The sequence below is a fragment of the Stenotrophomonas sp. YJH_SMC_79 genome (assembly GCF_059367995.1).
This window is the reverse complement of the sequence record NZ_JCAFRK010000003.1, coordinates 350,255-369,918: the sequence shown is the minus strand read 5'-3', so window position 1 is coordinate 369,918 and position 19,664 is coordinate 350,255. Positions and strand designations below refer to the sequence as shown.

At 67.2% G+C, this 19,664-nt stretch carries 20 protein-coding genes; 10 read left to right on the top strand and 10 right to left on the bottom strand.

The features are described from left to right. Positions 1-54: 54 nt before the first annotated feature. From trpE to AC5P57_RS12715, 5 genes are all read right to left on the bottom strand, one after another. Complete coding sequence (gene trpE, locus AC5P57_RS12735) at positions 55-1,530, bottom strand: anthranilate synthase component I (protein WP_099554075.1); 1,476 nt, start codon at positions 1,528-1,530, stop codon at positions 55-57. A 200-nt stretch (positions 1,531-1,730) separates the two neighbouring features. Then, complete coding sequence (gene yegS / locus AC5P57_RS12730) at positions 1,731-2,666, bottom strand: lipid kinase YegS (protein ID WP_099554073.1); 936 nt, start codon at positions 2,664-2,666, stop codon at positions 1,731-1,733. Positions 2,667-3,027: 361 nt separating this feature from the next. Beyond that, on the bottom strand, positions 3,028-3,510 hold the full coding sequence (locus AC5P57_RS12725) for a GNAT family N-acetyltransferase (RefSeq protein WP_049404524.1): 483 nt from the start codon (positions 3,508-3,510) through the stop codon (positions 3,028-3,030). Between the two features lie 12 nt (positions 3,511-3,522). After that, positions 3,523-4,200, bottom strand: a complete 678-nt coding sequence (rpe, locus tag AC5P57_RS12720; protein WP_010482664.1) for a ribulose-phosphate 3-epimerase — start codon at positions 4,198-4,200, stop codon at positions 3,523-3,525. Positions 4,201-4,257: 57 nt separating this feature from the next. Beyond that, the gene (locus AC5P57_RS12715; protein WP_006399039.1) at positions 4,258-4,587 is read right to left on the bottom strand and encodes a J domain-containing protein; all 330 of its coding nucleotides are present in this window, start codon (positions 4,585-4,587) and stop codon (positions 4,258-4,260) included. A 141-nt stretch (positions 4,588-4,728) separates the two neighbouring features. Here AC5P57_RS12715 and AC5P57_RS12710 point away from each other — a divergent pair, with 141 nt between their 5' ends. The 8 genes from AC5P57_RS12710 (at position 4,729) to AC5P57_RS12675 (ending at position 12,621) form a co-directional block, all read left to right on the top strand. Then, positions 4,729-5,655 (top strand): phosphoribosylaminoimidazolesuccinocarboxamide synthase, encoded by a 927-nt coding sequence (locus AC5P57_RS12710; RefSeq protein WP_262235428.1) that lies wholly within the window; start codon positions 4,729-4,731, stop codon positions 5,653-5,655. Positions 5,656-5,876: 221 nt separating this feature from the next. Then, entirely contained in the window at positions 5,877-6,362 is a 486-nt protein-coding gene (locus AC5P57_RS12705; RefSeq protein WP_134528084.1) for an Mpo1 family 2-hydroxy fatty acid dioxygenase, read from the top strand. A 333-nt stretch (positions 6,363-6,695) separates the two neighbouring features. Beyond that, on the top strand, positions 6,696-9,527 hold the full coding sequence (locus tag AC5P57_RS12700; RefSeq protein ID WP_262235430.1) for a monovalent cation/H+ antiporter subunit A: 2,832 nt from the start codon (positions 6,696-6,698) through the stop codon (positions 9,525-9,527). Continuing rightward, positions 9,527-9,919: a Na+/H+ antiporter subunit C gene (locus tag AC5P57_RS12695; protein ID WP_005419863.1), complete on the top strand. Its 393-nt coding sequence runs from the start codon at positions 9,527-9,529 to the stop codon at positions 9,917-9,919. The genes AC5P57_RS12700 and AC5P57_RS12695 overlap by 1 nt, the downstream gene beginning before the upstream one ends. Then, positions 9,916-11,451 carry a monovalent cation/H+ antiporter subunit D gene (locus tag AC5P57_RS12690; protein ID WP_262235431.1) on the top strand — a complete coding sequence of 512 codons (1,536 nt, stop codon included), beginning with the start codon at positions 9,916-9,918 and terminating at the stop codon, positions 11,449-11,451. Before AC5P57_RS12695 ends, AC5P57_RS12690 begins: the two co-directional genes overlap by 4 nt. Then, on the top strand, positions 11,448-11,954 hold the full coding sequence (locus AC5P57_RS12685; RefSeq protein ID WP_019338585.1) for a Na+/H+ antiporter subunit E: 507 nt from the start codon (positions 11,448-11,450) through the stop codon (positions 11,952-11,954). The genes AC5P57_RS12690 and AC5P57_RS12685 overlap by 4 nt, the downstream gene beginning before the upstream one ends. Next, positions 11,951-12,235, top strand: coding sequence for a K+/H+ antiporter subunit F (locus AC5P57_RS12680; RefSeq protein WP_005411334.1), 285 nt, complete (start codon positions 11,951-11,953; stop codon positions 12,233-12,235). The genes AC5P57_RS12685 and AC5P57_RS12680 overlap by 4 nt, the downstream gene beginning before the upstream one ends. Beyond that, a complete protein-coding gene (locus AC5P57_RS12675) occupies positions 12,232-12,621 on the top strand; it encodes a Na+/H+ antiporter subunit G (protein WP_262235432.1) in 390 nt (129 codons plus the stop codon). The genes AC5P57_RS12680 and AC5P57_RS12675 overlap by 4 nt, the downstream gene beginning before the upstream one ends. Positions 12,622-12,905: 284 nt before the next feature. Here AC5P57_RS12675 and AC5P57_RS12670 read toward each other — a convergent pair whose 3' ends face one another. Further along, positions 12,906-13,871 carry a sodium:calcium antiporter gene (locus AC5P57_RS12670; RefSeq protein WP_447385489.1) on the bottom strand — a complete coding sequence of 322 codons (966 nt, stop codon included), beginning with the start codon at positions 13,869-13,871 and terminating at the stop codon, positions 12,906-12,908. Between the two features lie 73 nt (positions 13,872-13,944). Further along, complete coding sequence (locus AC5P57_RS12665) at positions 13,945-14,556, bottom strand: hypothetical protein (RefSeq protein WP_262235434.1); 612 nt, start codon at positions 14,554-14,556, stop codon at positions 13,945-13,947. Positions 14,557-14,681: 125 nt separating this feature from the next. Between AC5P57_RS12665 and AC5P57_RS12660 the strand changes: the two genes are divergently transcribed. Further along, complete coding sequence (locus AC5P57_RS12660; protein ID WP_262235435.1) at positions 14,682-15,221, top strand: hypothetical protein; 540 nt, start codon at positions 14,682-14,684, stop codon at positions 15,219-15,221. A gap of 84 nt (positions 15,222-15,305) precedes the next feature. Here AC5P57_RS12660 and hmgA read toward each other — a convergent pair whose 3' ends face one another. Then, a complete protein-coding gene (gene hmgA / locus AC5P57_RS12655; RefSeq protein ID WP_099554057.1) occupies positions 15,306-16,604 on the bottom strand; it encodes a homogentisate 1,2-dioxygenase in 1,299 nt (432 codons plus the stop codon). Between the two features lie 85 nt (positions 16,605-16,689). Further along, a complete protein-coding gene (gene hppD / locus AC5P57_RS12650) occupies positions 16,690-17,802 on the bottom strand; it encodes a 4-hydroxyphenylpyruvate dioxygenase (protein ID WP_262235436.1) in 1,113 nt (370 codons plus the stop codon). Between the two features lie 129 nt (positions 17,803-17,931). On the opposite strand from hppD, the gene AC5P57_RS12645 reads away from it, so the two are divergent. Next, entirely contained in the window at positions 17,932-18,426 is a 495-nt protein-coding gene (locus AC5P57_RS12645) for a MarR family winged helix-turn-helix transcriptional regulator (RefSeq protein ID WP_050815698.1), read from the top strand. An 80-nt stretch (positions 18,427-18,506) separates the two neighbouring features. On the opposite strand, the gene AC5P57_RS12640 is transcribed toward AC5P57_RS12645, so the two are convergent. Continuing rightward, positions 18,507-19,646, bottom strand: a complete 1,140-nt coding sequence (locus AC5P57_RS12640) for a hypothetical protein (RefSeq protein ID WP_262235437.1) — start codon at positions 19,644-19,646, stop codon at positions 18,507-18,509. Positions 19,647-19,664 lie beyond the last annotated feature (18 nt).

Sequence of the window (19,664 nt, the reverse complement as noted above, 5' to 3'; positions counted from 1 at the left end):
TCTTGAACGGGAACAGCGGAACGACCACGGCGCAGCGGCCGTGGCGAGGCAGGCTTACAGGCCCTTGGCGGCCTGGGCGACGGCGCGGAACAGCGCGCGGCCCTTGTTCATCGTCTCGTCCCATTCCTTGTCCGGGTCCGAGTCGTAGACGATGCCGGCGCCGGCCTGCACGTACAGGCGGCCGTCCTTGATCACCGCGGTGCGGATCGCGATCGCGGTATCGGCATCGCCATGCCAGCCGATGTAACCGATGCTGCCGGCGTAGACATTGCGCTTGATCGGTTCCAGCTCGCGGATCACTTCCAGCGCGCGGATCTTCGGCGCACCGCTGACCGTGCCGGCCGGGAACGTGGCACGCAGCACGTCGGCATAGCTCAGGCCCGGCTGCAGCTGCCCGGTCACTTCGCTGACGATGTGCATGACGTGGCTGTAGCGCTCGATCACGAACTGCTCGCCCACTTCCACGGTGCCGGCCCTGGACACGCGGCCGGCGTCGTTGCGGCCAAGGTCGATCAGCATCAGGTGCTCGGCGCGTTCCTTCGGGTCTGCCAGCAGCTCGGCTTCCAGCGCCAGGTCCTGCTCGACGGTGGCGCCGCGTGGGCGGGTGCCGGCGATCGGGCGCACCGTGACTTCGCCATCCTGCAGACGCACCAGGATTTCCGGCGACGAGCCGACCACCTGCAGGTCGCCGACATCGAGGAAATACATGTAAGGCGACGGATTCAATGCACGCAGCGCACGGTACACATCCACCGGACGCGCCTTGAACGGCACGCTCAGGCGCTGGCTGAGGACCACCTGGAAGATGTCGCCGGCGCGGATGTATTCCTTGCTGCGCTGGACCGCATCGACGAAGCCTTCGCGGGTGAAACCGGAGACGAAATCGGATTCATCCAGCACGTCGCTGTTGAGCGGCGCCGGATAGCCGGCGCCCGGTGCACGCAGCTTCGCGGTCAGTGCATCCAGGCGCGCCTGGGCCTGCTCGAACGCGCCTTCGACGCGCGGGTCGGCGTGCACGATCAGGTACAGCCGGCCCTTGAGGTTGTCGAACACCGCCAGCTCGTTGGAGTCCAGCAGCAGGATGTCCGGCGTGCCCAGCTCATCGCGTCCGGCCGGCGGGGCCAGGCGCGGTTCGATGTAGCCGATGCACTCGAAGCCGAACCAACCGACCAGGCCACCGGTGAAGCCCGGCAGGCCATCCAGCTTCGGCACCGAGTGGGCGCTGCGCAGCGCCTCGACCTCGGCGAACGGGTCGGCCACCTCGCGGGTTTCCACCACCTGGCCGTCTTCGCGCACGGTCAGCGTGTGGCCGTGGAAGGCGTACACGCGGCGCGCCGGCAGGCCGATGATCGAGTAACGACCAAAGCGCTCGCCGCCTTCGACGGATTCAAACAGGTAGGTATTGGGGCCGTCGGCGAGCTTCAGATAGACCGAAAGCGGCGTGTCCAGGTCGGACAGCACTTCGCGGACGACGGGAATATGGGTGTGGCCTTCAGCGGCCTGCTGCTGAAACTGAGCGTGCGAGTTCAAGACGACTTTCCTTCCGGGACACAGCGTTATGGGGGCGGACGACGGCAACGGGCCACCATCGCCACCAACGGCGTGCGGAAGAAAGGGTATGCGGGGTCGTCAGGCTGGACACCCCTTGACTGTATCGCAGGATCGGCGGGAGGGGAACCCTGGGAAACTGAACCACGGCACGGCCGGGCTGGCCGCGGGGACCGATGGCTCTACCCCTGCCCGCCCAGCAGCGGGCAACCGGCCGGCAGGTGCATGCGTACCCGGCCCGGCACGCACTCGATGCGGAACAGCTGGGCCTGCACCGGTTCACCGTCCAGGTTGAGCGTCAGCGGTCGCTGCGATTCGATCTGCAACCACGGCAGCCGTGCACGCGTGGCCAGTTGTTCCAGCGCAGCCTGGGTGCCGGACTTCAGCATCTGGCCAAGGGTGGCGGTGACTTCGCCTTCCAGCTCCGGAAGCACCGTCACATCCAGCAGTCCATCATCGATGAGTGCCTGCGGACACAGTTGCTGGCCGCCACCGGCCTGGCGACCGTTGCCGATGCCGAGCGCGATGAAGTCGCCTTCCCAGGCGAAATCCGGGCCGGACAGGCGCGCGTTGATCGGCTCGATGCGGCCGAGCTTGGCAATGCCGGTGATCACATAGGCCAGCCCGCCCAGCATCTTTTTCAGGCCAGCATCGGTCTCCACCGTCACCTGCGTGCCGAAGCCACCGCTGGCGAGATTGGCGCACCACCACGGCGTGCCATCGGCGTCCACGCGCAGCAGATCGATGGCACGCGGCGCGGTCTGCCCGATCAACGCGAAGGCATCCTTCGGTCCAGTCGGAATGCCTGCCGACGTGGCGAAATCGTTGGCGGTCCCCATCGGGATCAGCGCCAGCGAGGGCAGCGCATCGGCCGGTTCCTCGCGATGCGCCAGCGTTTCCGCGACCGCGCTGAGCGTGCCATCGCCGCCTGCGGCGACGATCACCTCCACGCCATGCTCGATCGCCTCGGCCACATAGCGTTCGGCGTCGCCGTCTTCCCAGGTCACCCGCACTTCCAGCTGCACGCCCTGCCCGCGCCAATGGCCGACCGCATCGCGCAGTTCGTCATTGCCTGCGGATTTGCCGTTGAGGATCAGGCGCCAGCGCGGTGTAGCCATGCGGTACTTCCAGGACAGGGTGGCACAGGCTAGCAATCGCGCGTTCGCTGCCAGTGAACGCCAACGCTTGGAAGCAGGAGATCCACGCCATGCGTGGATGACGGCGCAGGGGAGCCGACGCGGTGCCGCAACCGCCATGTCATGCAGATGTCATTGCCGGCCCGGAGAATGGAAGTCCATAGCAGGGACGACGGATGGAGGCAGGATCAGCCTCCCACGCATGCAGCGAGGCCACGCCAGTGATTGGCGTGGCTTTTTTTTCGGAGTTCGCAGGGAGTGCGAACCAAGGTTCGCACCCACCAGGTTGCGGTTCGCACCCTCCCGGTTGGCAGATCCACGCCATGCGTGGATGCACCTCGCCTCAGCCGTTGGCGAAATCGTGCAATGCCTGGCCCTGCAGCCGGTACACGGTCCACTCGTCCTGCGGCCTGGCGCCAGCAGCGGTGTAGAACTCGATGGCCGGGGTGTTCCAGTCCAGCACCGACCATTCGAAGCGACCGCAGCCCTCGGCCACGGCCTGGCGGGCGATGTACTTCAGCAGCGCCTTGCCGGCGCCTGCCCCACGCTTTTCCTGGCTGACGTACAGATCTTCCAGGTAGATGCCCTTGCGGCCCAGCCACGTGGAGTAGTTGTAGAAATACACGGCGTAGCCGATGGCCTCGCCGTCGGCTTCGCAGATCAACGCGCGTGCGGTCGCATCGGCGCCGAACAGGCTTTCGGCAATGCCGATCTCGTCGGTCTGCACCGAATGCTCGGCCTTCTCGTAGATGGCCAGTTCGCGGATGAAATGCAGGATCAGTCCCGCATCGGCGACGGTGGCCGGGCGGATGTTCAACACGGCCACCGTGCTCATGGCTCAGCCCCGCGCCGCAGCGACGTTCGCGCGCATCTGCGCGATCACGTCCTGGTAGCTGGTCTTGGCATTGAAGATGGCCGAACCGGCGACGAATGTATCGGCGCCGGCAGCAGCGATCTCACCGATGTTGTCGGCCTTCACGCCGCCATCGATCTCCAGGCGGATGTCCTTGCCGCTGGCGTCGATCATCTTGCGCACCACGCGCAGCTTGTCCAGCGCCGAGGGAATGAAGGCCTGGCCGCCGAAGCCCGGGTTGACCGACATCAGCAGCACCAGGTCCAGGTCGTCCAGCACCCAGTCGAGGATGTCCACCGGGGTGGCCGGATTGAGCACGATGCCCGGCTTGCAGCCCAGCGAGCGGATCAGCTGGATGGTGCGGTGCACGTGGCGGCTCGCCTCCGGGTGGAAGCTGATGTAGGTGGCACCGGCCTCGGCGAAGTCCGGGATGATGCGGTCCACCGGCTCGACCATCAGGTGCACGTCGATCGGCGCGGTCACGCCGTGCTTGCGCAGCGCCTGGCAGACCATCGGGCCGATGGTCAGGTTCGGCACGTAATGGTTGTCCATCACGTCGAAGTGGACCCAGTCCGCACCGGCAGCGAGGACGTTGTCGACTTCCTCGCCGAGGCGGGCAAAGTTGGCGGACAGGATGGAGGGGGCGATGAGGCAGTTGGACATGGCCGGGGCCTTCGGAACGGGGAAAGGGGTTTCCCGCCCGCAGGCGGGACGGTGGGGTCAGCGCTTGCGCAGGGTCTTGATGCGGTCGTAGGCGGCGTTGATCCGCCGCGACTTCTGTTCGGCCTGCTGCTGCAGCTCGGGGGCGGCGCCGCCCAGCTTGTCGGGGTGGTACTGCGAGATCAGCTTGCGGTAGGCGCGCTCGACCTCGGCATCGGTGGCCTCGGAGGTCAGCCCCAGCTCCCGGTACGGGTTCTCCTTGTTCAGGCGGAACCAGTCCGAATCGAAGGCATGGCCGATCAGCAGGCCGATCACCGCGCCAAACAGCGGATTGGGCCGGAACAGCAGGGCGCCGGCGATGAATCCGAGCAGTTTTCCGTACCAGCGCATGGCGCTCCGGGGTCGACCGACGAAATGGACGCTCATTTTACGTCACAGCGGGCCCGGACGGCTTTACACTAGGCCGCCCGCTGGTCAGCGGGCCCGCCGGGTCCGTTGGGCAGCCGTATCGACAACGCCCCAGGAGTGCCCGTGCCAACCACGCTGTTGCAATCCGATCTCCCCGGCCTGCCCTTGCGCCACCGCGGCAAGGTGCGTGATGTGTTCGATATCCCGCGCGAGCGGCTGCCTGCAGGGACCCCGCCGGGCGACTACCTGCTGATGGTGGCCACCGATCGCCTGTCGGCGTTCGACGTGGTCCTGCCCGACCCGATTCCGGGCAAGGGCGAGATGCTCTGCCAGGTCTCCAACTTCTGGTTCGCCAAGACCGCGCACCTGATGCCCAACCACCTGACCGGCATCGACGTGGCCAGCGTGCTGCCCGAGGGCGTGGACCCGGCCCTGTACGCCAAGCGCGCGGTGGTCACCCGCAAGCTGAAGCCGGTGCCGGTGGAAGCGATCGCCCGCGGCTACCTGATCGGCAGCGGGTGGAAGGACTACCAGCGCACCGGCAAGGTCAGCGGCATCGACCTGCCCGATGGCCTGCGCCAGGCCGAGCAGCTGCCCGAACCGATCTTCACCCCCTCGACCAAGGCCGCCGTGGGCGACCATGACGAGAACATCGATTTCGATGCGATGGTGAAGCAGGTCGGCGCCGACCTGGCCGAGCGCGTGCGCGACGCCACCCTGCGCATCTACAAGTTCGCCGCCGATTACGCGCGCGAGCGCGGCATCATCCTGGCCGATACCAAGTTCGAGTTCGGTACCGACGCCGATGGCCGCCTGTACATCATGGACGAGATGCTGACGCCGGATTCCTCGCGTTACTGGCCGGCCGACGAGTACGAAGTGGACACCAGCCCGCCGAGCTATGACAAGCAGTTCGTGCGTGACTACCTGGAGACGCTGGACTGGGGCAAGACCGCCCCGGGCCCGACCATTCCGGCCGAAATCATTGAGCGCACCCGCGCCAAGTACGCCGAGGCGCTGCAGCGCCTGGCCGGGATCAGCGTCGACTGATCCCCTGCGCCCCCGGCCGGAAAGGCTGGGGGCGTTCTGGAAGGGTCGTGCCGGCCGCTGTCCGGCAATCTCGGCATGTCTGCATGCCAAGGCATGGCCTGGCTCTACTGCCGGTTGCCCCGGGTAGTGCCGGCCGCTGGCCGGCAACCTCGCGAACTCGGCTATGCTCTGGATCGTCGGCCAGCGGCCGGCACTACCGTTGTCCGAGGAAGCGACGCAGCATGCAGACATCCACCGAGCTTGCGCGGCCGATCGACCGCTATTTCGCCAGCTACTCCGACGACCACCGCAATGTGATCAACCAGCGCATCCACGTGGTGGCGGTGCCGGCGATCCTGTGGTCGGTGGTGGCCCTGCTGTGGTGCCTGCCGCCGCTGATCACCTGGTTCCAGTACGGCATCTGGTCGGCGTTCGCGATGTTCAGCGCCTGGTGCTTCTACAACAAGCTGTCGCGCCCGCTGGGCATCGGCATGCTCATCCAGTTCTTCGTATTCGGCTGCCTGTGCAGGCTGCTGGAGGCCGAGATCGGCCTGCAGGCCCTGCGCTGGGTGGCGGTGGGCGTGTTCGTGGTGGCCTGGATCGCACAGTTCATCGGCCACAAGTTCGAGGGCCGCAAGCCCAGCTTCCTGACCGACCTGACCTACCTGCTGATCGGCCCGGCCTGGGTGATGGCCAAGTTCTACCGAAAGCTCGACTGGCGCTACTGACCTGCCCATGCCCGGCGGCGCCCATCGTTTCCTGAACGGGCAGATTCCGTCACCCGCACTCCACGACGGCCCTGCCAGCCTGCGCCGGTGACTCGCTCCCCACTTCCCGCCCGTCGACGGCAGCCCCTGTGCGACAGGGCCTGCGGTCTCCCTGCGTGGGCGTAGGGTGTCCCCCGAGGGCAACCGGGGAGGGACTGCAGGAACGCGATGCTGCACCGCAGAAAAAATGAATCAGCGAACGTTACATGCAATTGATCGCTGTTCGATGGGTTTCGGCGACATTTCGCGGCCTGTTATTCTCCCTGACCTGCTCGTGAATCATGGATTCCCTGCATGCTCCCCAGCCTGCCCCTGCTGCTGGCCCTGCCGTTCCTGATGGCAGCGGCTGTTGCGGCCTTCCCCCGTAGTTCGCGCTCGACTGCTGCCTGGCTGGCGGCGCTGGCGCCGTTGGGCGGACTGGCCATCCTCGGCTGGCTGACCCCGTCCGTACTCGATGGCCAGGTGGTCCGCACCCTGGTGCCCTGGCTGCCGCAGATCGGGCTGGACTTCACCCTGCGCCTGGACGGGCTGGCGTGGATGTTCGCCGGGCTGGTGCTGGGCATCGGCGCGCTGGTGGTGCTGTATGCGCGCTACTACCTGAGCCAGCAGGACAACGCGCACCGCTTCTACTGCTACCTGCTGCTGTTCATGGGCGCCATGCTGGGCATGGTGCTGTCGGGCAACCTGCTGTTGCTGATGATCTTCTGGGAAATGACCAGCATCAGCTCGTTCCTGCTGATCGGCTTCTGGTCGCACCGCCAGGACGCCCGCGAAGGCGCACGCATGGCGCTGGTGATCACCGGCGGCGGCGGCCTGGCCCTGCTCGGTGGCGTGCTGCTGATCGGCCGCATCGTCGGCAGCTTCGACCTGGACGTGGTGCTGGCCGCCGGTGAGCAGATCCGCGCCAGCGCGCTGTACCCCTACGCACTGTTCCTGGTGCTGGCCGGCATCTTCACCAAGAGCGCGCAGTTCCCGTTCCACTTCTGGCTGCCGCACGCGATGGCAGCGCCGACCCCGGTCTCGGCCTACCTGCACTCGGCCACCATGGTGAAGGCCGGCGTATTCCTGCTGGCGCGGCTGCACCCGGCGCTGGCCGGCAGCGACCTGTTCTTCTATACGGTCAGCGGCATCGGCGCGCTGACCCTGCTGATCGGTGCCTGGAATGCGATCTTCCAGCACGACCTGAAAGGCCTGCTGGCGTACTCGACGATCTCGCACCTGGGCCTGATCACCCTGCTGTTCGGCCTGTCCACGCCGATGGCGGTGGTGGCGGGCGTGTTCCACATCCTCAACCACGCCACCTTCAAGGCCTCGCTGTTCATGGCGGCCGGCATCATCGACCACGAGACCGGCACCCGTGACATGCGCAAGCTGGGTGGCCTGCGCAGGCTGATGCCGTTCACCAGTGCGCTGGCGATCATCGCCTCGCTGGCGATGGCCGGCATTCCACTGCTCAACGGCTTCCTGTCCAAGGAAATGCTGTTCGCCGAGGCGCTGACAGCCGGTGGCGGCCCGGGTGCAATGCGCACCGCGGTGTCGGTCGCCGCGCTGCTGGCCGGCGTACTGGGCGTGGCCTACAGCCTGCGCTTCGTGCACGACACCTTCTTCGGCCCCGGCCCGCACGACCTGGACCGCGTGCCGCACGAGCCGCCGCGCTGGATGAAGGTGCCGGTGGAACTGCTGGTGGTGATCTGCGTGGCGGTGGGCGTGGCACCGGCACTGACGGTAGCTCCGGTGCTGCATGCCGCTGCCGCCTCGATCCTCGGCAACGCCATGCCCGAGTACAGCCTGGCGGTGTGGCACGGCTTCAATCTGCCGCTGGCGATGAGCGCGATCGGCGTGGTCGGCGGCGTGGCGCTGTACTTCGGCCTGCGCAAGCTGATCAACCTGCACGGCGTGGAAACCCGCACCACCGGCCGCAACGTGTTCCATGCGCAGCTGGATGCCCTTTCCGCGCTGGCCATGCGCCTGACCAATGGCATCGCCAATGGCAGCCTGCAGCGCATGCTGCTGGGCCTGGTGCTGGTGGCGATCGCAGTTGCCGCCGCGCCGTTCGTGGCCAACCCGGCCTCGCCGAACTGGACCGCGCCGCAGCCGATCCCGCTGCTGGGCTGGGCGCTGTGGCTGGTGATGATGGCCTGTGCGGTCGCCACCCTGCGCGTCTACAAGCAGCGCCTGCTGGCAGTGCTGCTGGTCGGTGGCGTCGGCCTGATGGTGGCACTGACCTTCGTGTTCCTGTCCGCGCCCGACCTGGCGCTGACCCAGCTGCTGGTAGAGATGGTCACCCTGGTGCTGATGCTGCTGGGCATGAACTACCTGCCCGCGCAGTCCGGGCCGGAGCGGCCGCGCTGGCGCAAGCGGCGCGACGCGGTGATCGCGATCATCGCCGGCGCAGGCCTCGGCGCGCTGGCCTATTCGGCAATGACGCTGCCGCCGAACACCATGGCCGGCGAACTGCTCGCCCGTGCGTTGCCCGAGGCCTACGGCCAGAACGTGGTCAACGTGATCCTGGTCGACTTCCGCGGCTTCGATACCTTCGGCGAGATCACCGTGTTCGGCATCGCCGCGCTGGTGGTGCATGCGCTGCTGCGGCGCACGCGGATGGCGCCGGAACAGATCATGCCCGGCCCGCCGATCAAGCTGCCGGTACCGGCTGACCTGGCGCAGATCATGTTCCCGCTGACGCTGACCGTGTCGATCTTCCTGTTCCTGCGCGGCCACAACGCGCCCGGTGGTGGCTTCATCGCCGGCCTGGTGCTGGCGGTGCCGCTGCTGATCCAGTACGTGATCCAGGGCACCGCCTCGGTGGAGTCGCGCTTCGGCTTCGACTACATCCGCTGCATCGGCATGGGCCTGCTGATCGCCCTGCTCAGCGGCAGTGCCTCGATGCTGTTCGGCGTACCGTTCCTGACCAGTGGTCACCTGGACCTGCACCTGCCGCTGATCGGCGACGTGCCGCTGGCCAGCGCGATTGGTTTTGACATCGGCGTGTATCTGGTGGTGTTCGGCGGCGCCATGCTGATGCTGTCGATGATGGGCACGATCAAGCCGTCGCGTACCCGCACTGCCCGCAAGGGTGAGATCGACCTGCAACGCCGTTCGGCCCGCACCGGGGAGATGCACTGATGGAACTGGCCCTGGCTACCGCGATCGGCGTGCTGACCGCCATCGGCATCTACCTGCTGCTGCGCGCGCGCAGCTTCGATGTGATCCTCGGCATGACCTTCCTGTCCTACGCCACCAACCTGCTGATCTTCGCCGGTGGCCGCGTGGTGCTGGGCAAGGCGCCGGTGCTGCAGGAGGGCGTGGACAGCCACCTCGGCAACTACACCGACCCGCTGCCGCAGGCGCTGGTACTGACCGCGATCGTGATCGCCTTCGCGATGACCGCGGTGAGCATCGTGCTGGCCATGCGCAGCCGCAGCGACAACCACAGCGACCATGTGGACGCCCACGAGCCGGATGACGACCTGCAGGATGAGCGCGTGCCGCCACGCCAGGGCGAGGACCGCGCATGAACCACCTGGTGATCCTGCCGATCCTGATTCCGCTGCTGGGTGCTGCACTGTCGCTGTTCGTCGAACACCGTCGCTATGGCCCCAAGGTGCAGCGCGCGGTGGCCTGGACCGCGCTGTCGGCGCTGGCGCTGGCGGTGGGCCTGCTGTTTGCCACCACCGCCAGTGGTGAGATCAACGTCTACCTGCTCGGCGACTGGCCGTCGCGGCTGGGTATCGCGCTGGTGGCCGACCGGCTGTCGGCGTGGATGCTGCTGACCACCCTGCTGCTGGCCATTCCCTGCCTGCTGCACGCTTGCTCGGGCTGGGACCGCCGCGCACCGCACTTCCACGCGCTGTTCCAGTTCCAGCTGGTCGGCCTCAACGGTGCGTTCCTGACCGGCGACATCTTCAACCTGTTCGTGTTCTTCGAGGTGATGCTGATCGCCTCCTACGGCCTGCTGCTCAGTGGTGGCCGTGGCCTGCGCATGCGCATCGGCCTGCACTACGTGGTGTTCAACGTCACCGCCTCGACCCTGTTCCTGATCGCACTGGGCCTGCTGTACGCCTCGCTGGGTTCGCTGAACATGGCCGAGCTGTCGCAGCGCATCGCCGAGGTGCCGCCGGCACAGCTGACGCTGGTGAAGGCGACGATGGGCCTGTTGCTGCTGGTGTTCTGCGCCAAGGCCGCACTGATGCCGCTGTACCTGTGGTTGCCGGAAGCCTATTCGCGCGCGCCGGCCGCCGTGGCCGCGCTGTTCGCGATCATGACCAAGGTCGGCCTGTATTCGGTGCTGCGCATCCAGATGCTGTGGTTCGGCGACGATGCCGGTGCGATGGCCGGCTATGGTCGAGACTGGCTGCTGTGGACGGGCGTGGCAACGCTGGTGCTGGGCGGCCTCGGCGCACTGGCCGCAACCCGCCTGCGCGTGCTGATCTCCTACCTGGTGATCGTGTCGGCAGCCACGCTGTTCATCGCCTTCTCGGTGGGCACGCCACAGGTGCTGTCGGCCGGCCTGTACTACCTGCCACACAGCAGCTTCGTCGCCGCCGCGCTGTTCCTGATTGCCGACCTGATCCGCCGCCGCCGTGGTGGTGCCAGCGACCGCAAGGAAGTGGTGGCGCCGATGCCGGGCAAGGAAACGCCGGCGGTGCTGTTCCTGATCGGCGCGGTGTCGGTGGCCGGCCTGCCGCCGCTCTCCGGCTTCCTGGCCAAGGCCGCGCTGCTGGCCGGCATGCCGGCGCAGTACACCGCCCCGGTCTGGACTGCGGTACTGGTCAGCAGCCTGCTGGTGATCATGGGCCTGACCCGCGGCGGTATCCGCCTGTTCTGGCGCGTGCCGCCTGCCGAGGCCGATGCACCGAAGCCGCGCAAGGCACGCCTGCGCCGGGTCGAGCTGTACGCGGCCTGCATCCTGCTGGCCTACGGCATCGGCATGACCTTGGCCGCTGCACCGCTGATGCGCTACACCGACGCCACCGCCGCACAGCTGCTGCACCCCAGCGAGTACGTGCAGCAGTTGCGCGCGACCACGCCGGAGATCCGCCAGCCATGACCGCCCAGCGTTCCCTGTTCCGCCGCGTCATTCCCTCGCCGATGCTCAGCATCATGGTGGTGGCGTTCTGGCTGCTGATGTCCGACAGCTTCACCCTCGGCCAGATCGTGCTGGGGCTGGTACTGGGCGTGGTGGTGCCACTGTTTGCCGCGCGCCTGGACCGCGAGTTCGCGCGCATCGGCACGCTGCGTCCGTTGCCGAAACTGCTGTGCGTGACCCTGTGGGACATCCTGATGTCCAACATCCGCGTCGCCATCCAGGTGCTCGGCCCGGAGAAGAACATCCACCCCGGTTTCATCTGGTTGCCGCTGGACATCGCCAACATCCACGGCATCGCCGCGCTGACCAGCATGATCACCCTGACCCCGGGCACGGTCTCGGCCGCGCTCAGCGACGACCGCAAGTTCCTGCTGGTGCATGTGCTGCACCTGGAGGACCCACAGGACCTGATCGATACGATCAAGCGCCGTTACGAGGCGCCGTTGATGGAGATCTTCCCATGACCGGTTTTGAAGTCATCCAGACCACCCTGGTGGTGTGCATGCACGTGGTCGGCCTGGCCATGCTGCTGGCCACCTGGCGCCTGCTGCGCGGGCCGACCGTGCCCGACCGCATCCTCGCGCTGGACACCCTGTCGGTGACCGCGATCGCCGAGCTGATGCTGTTCGGCATGTACCTCAACTCGCCGATCTACTTCGAGGCGGCGCTGATCATCGCCATGCTCGGCTTCGGCAGCACCGTGGTGCTGAGCAAGTTCGTGCTGCGCCGGGACATCGTCGAATGATCACCGCGATCCAGATCGGCCTGTCGATCCTGCTGCTGTTCGGCTGCTTCTTCATCCTGGTCGGCGCACTGGGCCTGGTGAAGCTGTCCACCTTCTTCAAGCGCCTGCACGCACCGACCAAGGCCAGCACACTGGGCGTGGGCTGCGTACTGGTGTGTTCGGTGTGCTACCACATCTTCCTGGGCCAGGACCCGCAGCCGCGCGAGCTGCTGATCACCGTGTTCCTGTTCATCACCGCACCGATCAGCGCGCACATGATGGCCAAGGCCGCGCTGTCGCTGCTGATGGAGAAGCGCCCCAGCCTGCCCGGCAACGAGCCGGTTGCCGAAGAACAGATGCCTCCGCCGGAACCGGTGCGGGATGAAGAAACCTCGCAGAGCCGATAGTTCCGGTAGAGGCCGACCTTGGTCGGCGCTTTGTTTCCCGGAGTGCCAACCAAGGTTGGCACCCACCGGGTGATCGGTGGTAGGTGCCGACCGTTGGTCGGCACGGAACCAACCGCATCCACGCATGGCGTGGATCTACCGACCGCAATGCCCGGTAGGTGCCGACCTTGGTCGGCGCTTTGTCTCCCCGAGTGCCAACCAAGGTTGGCACCCACCGGGTGATCGGTGGTGGGTGCCGACCGTTGGTCGGCACGAAATCATGCGCATCCACGCATGGCGTGGATCTACAACGCCGGTGCGCCGACCAGCAGCAGCTCCAGCACGAACCAGCCAACAAACGCGACCAGCAGGATCACGCCTTCGCCCCGGCTGATCTTCAGGTCGCCACGCAGCATCGGGTACAGCACCAGCGCGAAGGCCAGCAGCGCCGGCAGTTCCAGGCGCACGAACGAGGCCGGTAGCGCCAGCGGCTGCAGCACCGCCATCGCACCGATCACCAGCAACAGGTTGACCACGCTGGAACCCAGTACGTGACCCAGCACCATGTCGCCATGGCCACGGCGCGCGGCCGCAATGGCGGTGGCCACCTCCGGCAACGCGGTGCCGATCGCTACCGGCAGCAGGCCGACCAGCAGCGGCGTCCAACCCAGGGCTGCGCCGAAGTCCGCCGCGGCCCCCACCACCAGGCGTGCGCCCCAGTACAGGGCCAGCGCCGCGATCAGCACCCGCAGCACGTTCAACGGCAGACTGGTGCGGCTCAGTGCGGACTCGGCGATGGCCGCCTGCACCTCGGTGCTCTCGCTACGACCACGGCGCAGCAGCAGCACCTGCACCACGATGAAGCCGGCCAGCAGTACGCCGCCCTCCCAGCGTGCCAGGCCGCCATCAAGACCGAACAGGATCAGCAACACGCCGGCCGCCAGCAGCGACCACCACAACACCGTCTGCAGGCGCGCGCGCAGCAGCAGGGGCGCAGCCATGGCCGCCACGGCCAGGGTCAGGCCTAGGTTGACGATGCTGCTGCCCACCGCATTGCCGAGTGCCAACTCTGGCTGGCCGACAGCCAGCGCGCGCGCGTTGACCGCCAGTTCCGGCAACGAGGTGGTCACCCCAAGCAGCAGCAGGCCGGCGGTGAACGGGCTGGCCCCGAAGCGCTGGGCCAGGCCGGACACGGCCTTGACGATGGAGTCCCCACCCAGCGCCAGCAACAGCAGGCCGAGCAGGAACCAGGCAATGGCAATGGCGATCATCGAGCACTCCCCCAGCGGTCGTGGCGCGATTCTACGCTTGGCCCGCGTACATGGCTGGGCCCTCGATCAAGAATCAGCCACAGCCTTCCGCATAATCGACCTGTGGGGTGCGACCGACCCGCCAAGCGCCGACCCGGCCATCGGCACCGAGCGCGAAGTCGATCACCGCAGCACCCTCCTGCGCCGGGCGAACGCGCAGGTGCTGGGCCTTCTCGTCGTACTTGTCGGGGCCGACGTCAGCCCGCTCCGGGTACAGCACCTGCAGCTCGCCCAGGGTCATGCCGACCTTGCCGCCGCCCGGCGCGGTGATGGCAGCGCTGCGCACGTCGTAACGCACCAGCTTGCGCGCCTCGATCATCAGGCGCGGATCCTCGGCATCCTGCGGGCGCAGGAAGTAGCAGCCGTCATTGCCGTCGTCGGCCGGCAGGGGCTTGCCACTGGCATCGGTGCCCAGCCCCTGCAACGGCGTGCCGAAGCCGGCGCGGACCTCGGCGATGCCAGCGCCCAGCTTTGCGCCGGCGAAGCCGTCCAGGCGTGCCGGGCCCTGTTCTGCTGCCGGTGCAGGCACAGCAGGAGCAGCAGCGGCGGGTGCGGGAGTCGCATCAACCACGGCGGGTGCCTCGGCAGTGCGGTTGCAGGCGGTGAGCGAAAGGAGCAACAGACCAGCAAGCGGAAGGTGCTTCATCGGTGCGGTTCCCTGGCACGAAGATGGCTGCACGCTAGCCCATCCTGTGTGCAGGCGCTGCATTGTCATCTCGGTTTCATCGCCCTCGTTCAGGCTCGGCGTGCACCGACTTGGCTGTCCCTTCCATGCAACCGCGCAAGACCGATCTCGCCCGAACCGCGCTGCAGGCCCATCGCGCGCCGCTGGACATGCGCCAGCGACGGCTGCTGATCCTGTGCGACGGCCAGCGCACCGTTGCCGACCTGACCGGCCTGCTCGGCCAGGAGGCCCCGGCGATGGTGATCCAACTGGTGCAGGCGGGCTATCTGGCGACCGGCACGGCAACGGTGGCGGCGCCTCCTCACGCCGTTGCCGAACCGGCCGATGCGGCGCCGGTGAAGGCGCAAACGACCGTCACCGCCCCGCCGGTCGAACGACGCCGTTCGCTGGTGGCGGCGCGCATCTATGTGCTGGGCATCCTGGAGATGCAGCGGCATCCACAGGCAGCGGCGCTGTTCCGCGACCTGCAGCAGGCGCGTGCGGAAAATGAGGTGCTGCAGCGGCTGCAGTCGGCAATGCAGCTGCTGCCCGGGCTGACCTCGGACGGCTATTGCCAGCGCGTGCGCCAACGCCTGCTGGAGGCGCTGCCACTGGAGCATTGCGACGCATTCGCCGAGGCCGCCTAAAGAAAAAGGGGACGGAGGGGATTAAGTCGTTTCAAGCACACGTGTGCTGTTTGCGACTTAATCCCCTCCGTCCCCTTTTCCGTGTCAGCGGAAGTTGTTGCGCAGGCCGTTCCAGCACTGCTGGTAGTCGCCCTGCCGGTGGCCGGCGACCAGCGCCTGCGCGGTGGGGCGGATCACTGCGCGGGTCTCGAACATGAAGGCCATCGTGTCCTTGATCACGTCCGCCTTGGACAGGTCCGCATTGGAGGCCTTGTCGAAGGTCGGCGCATCCGGGCCGTGGCCGCTCATGCAGTTGTGCAGCGACGCGCCACCCGGCACGAAGCCTTCGGCCTTGGCGTCGTAGGCGCCATGCACCAGGCCCATGAACTCGCTGGCGATGTTGCGATGGAACCACGGCGGGCGGAACGTGTTCTGCGCCACCAGCCAGCGCGGCGGGAAAATCGCGAAGTCCATGTTGCTGGTCCCCGGCGTGTCACTGGGCGAATGCAGCACCAGGAAGATCGACGGATCCGGGTGGTCGTAGCTGATCGAACCGATGGTGTTGAAGCGACGCAGGTCGTAGCGGTACGGCGCGTAGTTGCCGTGCCAGGCCACCACGTCCAGCGGCGAATGGTCGATCGGTGCACGCCACAGGCGGCCCTCGAACTTGGCGATCAGCTCGAAATCGCCATCCACATCCTCGAACGCTGCGTGCGGGGTTTCGAAGTCGCGCGGATTGGCCAGGCCGTTGGAACCGATCGGGCCGAGGTCGGGCAGCTTCAGCAGCGCACCGTAGTTCTCGCAGATGTAGCCGCGGCTCGGGCCGTCGGGCAGTTCGACGCGGAAACGCACGCCGCGCGGGATCACCGCGATCTGCTGCGGCTCGATCTCGATCACGCCCAGCTCGGTCAGCAGGCGCAGCGCGCCCAGCTGCGGCACGATCAGCAGTTCGCCGTCAGCGTTGTAGAAATAGCGGCCGACCATGTCGCGGTTGGCAGCGTAAAGGTGGATGCCCACGCCGGCATGCGCATCGGGCGAGCCGTTGCCACCCATCGTGTACAGGCCTTCGACGAAGTCGGTCGGCAGCTCCGGCAGTGGCAGCGGGCTCCAGCGCAGCTGGTTCGGCGAGGCCGGCTGCGCGCCGAAATCACACTGCAGCTGCGCCTGCGCGAACGGGGTGAACTCGCCATGGGTCACCGCCGGGCGGATCCGGTACAGCCAGCTGCGGCGGTTGCTGCCACGCGGCGCGGTGAAGGCGGTGCCGGTCAGCTGTTCGGCGTACAGGCCGTGGGCCACCTTCTGCGGCGAGTTCTGCCCGACCGGCAGCGCGCCGGCGACGGCCTCGGTGGCGAACTCGTTGCCGAAGCCGGACTGGTAGCCGCGGGCGGTGATGGCGGGGGACATGGGAACTCCAGAGATTGCCGGCCAGCGGCCGGCACGACCATTCGGACAGGCAATGTCGGCGGGAAGCCGACATTGCCTGCAGACCTTACAGCACGCCGCGGCGGATCTGGTCGCGCTCGATGCTCTCGAACAGTGCGGTGAAGTTGCCTTCGCCGAAGCCTTCGTTGCCCTTGCGCTGGATGATCTCGAAGAAGATCGGGCCAATGCAGTTCTGGGTGAAGATCTGCAGCAGCTTGCGCTGGTGGGTTTCCGGATCGGCATCGATCAGGATCTTGTTCTTCGCCAGGCGCGCCACGTCTTCACCGTGGTTCGGCACGCGCTGGTCGATCACGTCGAAGTAGGTCTCCGGCGTGTCGAGGAAGTCCACGCCCTGCGCGCGCATCGCTTCGACGGTCTCGTAGATGTTCTCGGTGAAACAGGCGATGTGCTGGATGCCCTCGCCCTTGTACGCGTCCAGGTACTCGTTGATCTGGCTCTTCGGGTCGGACGATTCGTTCAGCGGGATGCGCACGATGCCGTCCGGCGCGGTCATCGCCTTGGACACCAGACCGGTCTTCAGGCCCTTGATGTCGAAGTAGCGGATCTCGCGGAAGTTGAACAGGCGCTCGTAGTAGTCCGACCACTGCTGCATGTTGCCGAAGTACAGGTTGTGGGTCAGGTGGTCGATGAAGGTCAGGCCGAAGCCGAACGGATGCAGGTCGGCACCGGCGATCGGCTCGTAGTCGCCGTCGAAGATGCTGCCGGCGCTGCCGTAGCGGTCGACCAGGTACAGCATGCAGTCGCCGATGCCCTTGATGACCGGCGCGCTGACCGCCTTGCTGTCCGGCTTGAAGGCGATGGCTTCGGCGCCGTTGCCCAGCGCGGTCTGGTAGACCTCCTGGCCCGGCTTCTTGAAGCGGATGGCGAAGCCACAGGCGCACGGACCGTGCTTTTCGGCGAAGTCGGCGGCGAACGAATCGGGGGCTTCATTGACCAGGAAGTTGACGTCGCCCTGGCGATAGACGGTAATCGGACGCTGCTTGTGCTTGAGCACCGCGCTGAAGCCCATCTTCCGGAAGTACTCGTGCAGCTCCTGGCCACGGCCGGCCGGGGCGGCGAATTCGACGAACTCGAAGCCGTCGATGCCCATCGGGTTCTCGAAGGTGGTGACCTGCATGCCGGGGTTGGGGTGCGAGGCGGTCGGGACTGCGGTATTCATGGCGTGGCTCCGAATCGGTACCGCATCGGTACAAACCAGGTGCGGGCAGGTAGGGACCCGGCGAGAATGCAGGGTCTGGACCTACCCCTTATAGTTACACTTGAAACCACCAGCAAGGTGCACCGCAACATGAGCCCCGCCGATCCTGCCTCGACCCGCCTGCGTGCCTCGCACGTCCTGCTCGACCTGGAACAGTTCCTGCCGTACCGGCTGAGCGTGCTGTCCAACCGGGTCAGCGGCAACATCGCCAAGCTATACGGCGATCGTTACGGTCTGGCGATTCCCGAATGGCGGGTCATCACCATCCTGGCGCTGTACCCGGGCTCCTCGGCCAGCGAGGTCTCCGACCGCACGGCGATGGACAAGGTGGCGGTCAGCCGCGCCGTGGCCCGCCTGCTGGAGCGCGGCTTCATCAAGCGCGAGACCCACGGCGATGACCGCCGCCGCTCGGTACTGGCGCTGTCGGCAGCTGGCTTCGAGGTGTACGAGACCATCGCACCGATGGTGATCGAGATCACCCGCAAGCTGATGTCGGTGCTGAGCGAGGAGGAGGAGCAGGTGCTTGAAAAGCTGATCCTGCGCCTGGCCGGCGACGGCCTGGAGCGGATGGGCGAAGGGGTCTGAAAGAAAAAGGGGACGGAGGGGATTAAGTCGTTTCAGGCACACCTGTGCTGATTGCGGCTTAATCCCCTCCGTCCCCTTTTTCAGCTCAGATGCTTGCGCCGTGCATGGATCCACGGCACGGCCAGTGCGGCAATGGCACCGCCGGCGAAGCCGAGCGAGGCGGCGACGGTGGCTGCTTCGACCGCCCCCGGCAACGCCAGCGCCGCAGCCACCAACAGCAGCGACGGCAGGCCGACGAAGGTGCCCAGGAAGAAATGCCAACGCGGCGACCAGGTGTTGAGCTGCAGCAGGCTGACCGGTTGCCAGGCTTCCGAGGCGGCGTCCTCGGCAATCTTCGCCACGGCCTTGGCCAGGTCCACTTCCGGCAGCGCGCGTCCCAGGCGGGCGGTGGCCAGCAGTTCGGCCACGGCCTCCACCGGTGGGAAACCGGACGGCCACGCCACCGGTGCCGGCACGCCGTAGGCGGTCAGCAGCGGAACACTCAGCCAGGGCGCCACCAGCGGGCGCATGCGGCGGCGGCCATGCACGCACCAGATCTGCGGCTGGCCATGCGCAGTGACGCTGTACAGCGCCAGTTCGTTGGCCGGCGGATAGCCGAGCATGGTCACCCGCGCCGCCAGGCTGTCCTGGCCCATCGCTCGCAGGAAGCCGGGTCGGCTGCGCCCTTCCTGCATCCACGCCAGCCCCAGTGCACCCACCAGATACGCCTCGGCCACGTCCTTGCTGCCGGCGGTGGCGCGTTCGTCGCTGGCCAGGTACCAGGCCAGCGATTTCGGTTCGGCGACATCGTCCAGGCCCCAGCGGCTGTCGTCACCCAGCACATGGCGCACCGGCAGGCGCGCGGGCGCGGTCTCGCCACGCTCGCCTGGCTGCAGGAACGGCAGCACGCCCTGGATGAAGGTGGACAGTTCGATCGCGCGCACGCCATGGCCCTGCCATTCCGGCGGCAACAGTCCGGCCAGCTGGCCGTCGGCGGCCAATGCATCGAGCCGTGATTTCTGCTCGACCAGTTTCTGCACCGCACCCTTCAGCACCACGTTGTCGGGCAACGCGATCTGCGGCAGGCGGTGGCGCGGCGGTGCCAGTTCAACAGCGTCCTCGCCGATGCCCGCGTCATCCAGCAGCGCCTCCTGCGGTGGCAGCGTCACGCCCTCGCCTGCGCCGTCCTCGGCCAGGTCGCTGGCAGGTTCGGGCAATCGTTCGGCGTGGTCGCTGTGCATGGGCGTTCCGGTAGGTTG